This window comes from Nonomuraea rhizosphaerae (assembly GCF_019396405.1).
Taxonomy (GTDB): Bacteria; Actinomycetota; Actinomycetes; order Streptosporangiales; family Streptosporangiaceae; genus Nonomuraea; species Nonomuraea rhizosphaerae.
The window spans coordinates 1-3,936 of sequence record NZ_JAHKRL010000303.1; the positions used below are offsets into that span (position 1 = coordinate 1).

The window sequence follows — 3,936 nt, forward strand, 5'->3', positions numbered from 1 at the left end:
GCGGCGGCGGGCGAGCGCCTGGCGGGCGTCATGGCGGCGCTGCGCCGCCTGCGCGAGGTGCGCTCCGCTCCCCCGGCCGTCACCGAGCCGGCCACCGCCGCGGCCGTCCCGTCACCGCCGCTCACGGTCGAGATCAGCGACCTGGTGGTACGCCACACGGCACCCGGCGACCTGGTGGCAGGCCACACGACGCCCGGCAACCCGACAGCGGGCGACGCGCCCGGCGAGGCGCGCGTCCCGGCGGCCGTGGACGGTGTGTCGCTGACGCTCACCCCCGGCAGGCGCGTCGCGCTCGTCGGCCCCAGCGGCGCCGGGAAGAGCACCCTGCTGGCGGCCCTGATGCGCCTGGTCGAGCCGGAGTCCGGCACCGTCCGGGTCAACGGCGCCGACATCCGCGACCTGCCCTCCGACGACGTGCGCGCCATGATGACGGGCCTGACCCAGGACCCGTACATCTTCCGCACCACCCTGCGCGACAACCTGCGCCTGGCCGGCCCCGACGCCGACGACGAGGGGCTGCGGGCCGCCGTACGGGCCGCCAGGCTCGACGGCTGGGTGGAGCGGACCGGCTGGGACGCCGAGCTGGGCGAGGACGGCAGGACGGTGTCCGGCGGCCAGCTCCAGCGGCTGGCCCTGGCCAGGGCGCTGCTGCACGACCCGCCGGTGCTGCTGCTCGACGAACCAGCCGAGGCGCTGGACGAGGAGACCGCCGACGCGCTCATGGCCGACCTGCTGGACGCGACCCACGACCGCACCACGCTGCTGGTGACGCACCGGCTGCGCGGCCTGGAGCGGGTGGACGAGATCGTGGTGCTGGAGGAGGGCCGGGTGACGCAGCGCGGACGGCACGAGGAGCTGGTGTCCGTGCCGGGCTACTACCGCGACCTGTGGGAGTCCGAGGCCCTCACCAGGCGGTGACCACGCGTGAGTATGCTGCGTCGGGTGCACCCACCCATCGAGCCCTACGACCACGGGCGTCTCGACGCCGGTGACGGCCACCTCGTCTACTGGGAGGTCTGCGGCAACCCCGCCGGCAAGCCCGTCCTCGTCGTCCACGGCGGCCCCGGCTCGGGCTGCACGCCGGGGCAGCGCCGCGTCTTCGACCCCGAGCGCTACCGGATCATCCTGTTCGACCAGCGTAATTGCGGCCGCAGCCTGCCTCATGCCAGTGACCCGGGCACCGACCTGACCACGAACACCACGCACCACCTGATCGCCGACATGGAGCGGCTGCGCGAGCACCTCGGGGTGGAGCGGTGGATGCTGTACGGCGGTTCGTGGGGGTCCACGCTCATGCTCGCGTACGCGCAGGCCCACCCGGAGCGGGTCTCGGAGATGGTGATCGTGGGCGTCACGATGACCCGGCGCTCCGACGTCGACTGGCTCTACCGGGGCGTCGGCCGGTTCTTCCCCGAGCAGTGGCAGCGCTTCCGCGAGGGGCTGCCCGAGTCCGAGTGCGACGGCGACCTCGTGGCGGCCTACGCCCGGCTGGCCTCCGCCCCCGATCCCGTCGTGCGCGCCAAGGCCGTGCACGACTGGACGGCGTGGGAGGACGCGGTGATCTCCCTGGAGGTCAACGGCAAGCCGAACGCCTACAGCGACCGGCCGCCGGACGCGCTGGTGGCGTTCGTCAGGATCTGCACGCACTACTTCTCCCACGGCGCCTGGCTGGAGGAGGGGGTGCTGCTGCGCGAGGCGCACCGGCTGGCCGGGATCCCGGCCGTGCTGTTCCACGGCCGCCTGGACCTGGGCGGGCCGCTGGTCACCGCGTGGGAGCTGGCGCGGGCCTGGCCGGACGCGCGGCTCGTCGTGGTGGAGGACTCCGGGCACACCGGCAGCGCCACGATGCGCGAGCAGATCGACGCCGTCCTCGACGCCTTCGCGAGGAGCTGAGCGATACCGGTGCATTGTCGGCGGGGCCGGGCCGATCTAGCGTCGCGGGCATGAGGATTCTGCTGATCGGAGCCACCGGCACGCTGGGCATGGCGGTGGGCGAGACGCTGGCCGGGCGCGGCCACGAGATCATCGGCGTGGCACGCAAGGGCGCTGACCTGCGATTCGACGTCACCGACCCGGCACAGGTGTCGGCGATGTACGACAAGGCGGGGCCGCTGGAGGCCGTGGTCAGCGCCGCCGGCCATGTGCCGTACCGGCCGGTCGCCGAGATGACGCCCGACGACTACCTGACCGCGTTCCGCGGCAAGGTGCTGTCCCAGATCGAGCTGGTCCGTCAGGGCCTGTCGCATGTGGCCGAGCGCGGCTCGTTCACGCTGATCACCGGGGTGCTGGGCCGCGAGCCGGTCCCGACGGCGAGCGCGGCGTCGATGGCGAACGGGGCGGTGGAGGCGTTCGTCCGGGCCGCCGCGATCGAGATCGCCCCGCGCCGCGTCAACGCCGTCAGCCCGTCGGTGTTCACCGAGAGCGCGGCCCGGTACGAGGACGTCTTCCCCGGCATGCCGGCGGTGGACCTGTTCGCGGTCTGCCAGGCGTTCGTGCGCTCCGTCGAGGGCATGCACACCGGCCGGGTGTACATGCTGCCCTGAGGAACCTTCATCTCCGCCTTACCCGTTGATCGTGGAACACGGGGAGGTGGGGAGATGGACGTTGTCCTGATCGTTTTCTCGGGGATCTCAGGAGCGCTCACCATCGGGACGGTCCTGACGGCCGAGGCCGCCCGCGCGGCGGCGCGGCTGTCGCTGGGCGGCCTGAAGGACGTCGAGCTGGACTACTACGAGATCGCGTACCTGGCCGGGGGGCCGGCCCGGGTCGCGGACACGGCGCTCGGCCTGCTGGCCAGGGAGGGAGAGGTACGGGTCTCCAAGGGAGGCAACCTGCACAAGGTCTCCGGGGCCACGTCGGGCGGGTACCCGGTCGAGAAGCGGGTCCTGTCGGTCATGGGCAAGGGGTCTGGCGCGCGGTCGGTCGTCAAGGTCAAGCGCGAGGTGGCCGCCTCCGCCGAGATGGGCGAGCTGAGACGGCGGCTCGTGGGCATGGGGCTGCTGGTCGAGCCGCGTTCGACGGCGGCGTTCCGCATGTGCGTGGACCTGCTGCGGCTGATCCCCTTCGTGGCGATCGGCGGGGCGGTGCTCACCGTGCTGATGATGATCATCGTGGGCAACTCGGAGCTGATGACGGCCGCCCTGTTCGCGTTCGGGGGCAACTGGCTGCTGGCCAAGGGGGCCGGGCTCCTGTACGCGCGCAACCTGCCGGTGACGCTCAGCCGGGCCGGGCGTCACCAGCTCAGGAAGGCGCGGCGGGCGCACGCGTACGGCGTGGTCGGGGACGCGGTGGCCATGCCGCTGGCGCTCTACGGGCTCAGCCACCTCGGCGATCCCGGCCTGTCGAAGGAGCTGAGCACGCGGGCCGTCCCGGACGGCCACCTGTACCCGGCCGACGCGGGCGGCCCTCGGGACCCGGGCTCGAACGCGAGCTGCCGATCCGGGGACAGCTGGGGCGACACGTCCTCCGGCGGGAGCTCGTGCGGCGGCGGCTCCGGGTGCGGAGGCGGGGGTTGCGGGAGCGGCGGAGGCTGCGGGAGCGGCGGCGGCTGACCGGGACGAGGGCCGCGCACGGCCCTCGCTGAAAACCGTAGAAACCGGGCGTCCTAGGCTGATCCACATGAACATCGCCGGTGACCTCTGGGACGCCCGGCCGGGCTGGCTGAACACCGCCTCCTACGGCCTGCCGCCGCGCCGCGCCTTCGACGAGCTGCAGGCCGTGCTGACGCAGTGGCGGCACGGGAGCAGCAGCTGGGAGCCGTGGGACGCGTCGGTGGGCCGTTCCCGCGCCGCGTTCGCCGCCATGGTGGGCGCGCCGGGCGCCGACGTGATGGTCGGCTCCACGGTGTCGCAGATCATGTCCACGGTGGCCACCGCGCTGCCGGCGGGTTCGCGGGTGCTGGTGCCGGAGGAGGAGTTCACCAGCAACCTGTTCCCC

4 protein-coding genes and 1 pseudogene are annotated in these 3,936 nt (G+C 73.4%); all 5 read left to right on the forward strand.

Annotation, left to right across the window (positions count from 1 at the left end):
- The coding region (locus tag KME77_RS15330) for an amino acid ABC transporter ATP-binding/permease protein (RefSeq protein WP_219467431.1) at positions 1–918 on the forward strand (918 nt) is incomplete at its 5' end.
- A gap of 15 nt (positions 919–933) precedes the next feature.
- Positions 934–1,893: a prolyl aminopeptidase gene (gene pip, locus KME77_RS15335; protein WP_372451176.1), complete on the forward strand. Its 960-nt coding sequence runs from the start codon at positions 934–936 to the stop codon at positions 1,891–1,893.
- A gap of 50 nt (positions 1,894–1,943) precedes the next feature.
- Positions 1,944–2,543 (forward strand): short chain dehydrogenase, encoded by a 600-nt coding sequence (locus KME77_RS15340; protein ID WP_219467432.1) that lies wholly within the window; start codon positions 1,944–1,946, stop codon positions 2,541–2,543.
- A gap of 54 nt (positions 2,544–2,597) precedes the next feature.
- Positions 2,598–3,551, forward strand: a complete 954-nt coding sequence (locus tag KME77_RS15345) for a TIGR04222 domain-containing membrane protein (protein ID WP_219467434.1) — start codon at positions 2,598–2,600, stop codon at positions 3,549–3,551.
- A gap of 67 nt (positions 3,552–3,618) precedes the next feature.
- A pseudogene (locus KME77_RS15350) lies at positions 3,619–3,936 on the forward strand (aminotransferase class V-fold PLP-dependent enzyme); the annotation flags it as partial.

Excerpts from the sequence above, each read along its gene's own strand:
- KME77_RS15340 (WP_219467432.1), top strand. The coding sequence starts at position 1,944 with ATGAGGATTCTGCTGATCGGAGCCACCGGCACGCTGGGCATGGCGGTG.
- KME77_RS15345 (WP_219467434.1), top strand. The coding sequence starts at position 2,598 with ATGGACGTTGTCCTGATCGTTTTCTCGGGGATCTCAGGAGCGCTCACC.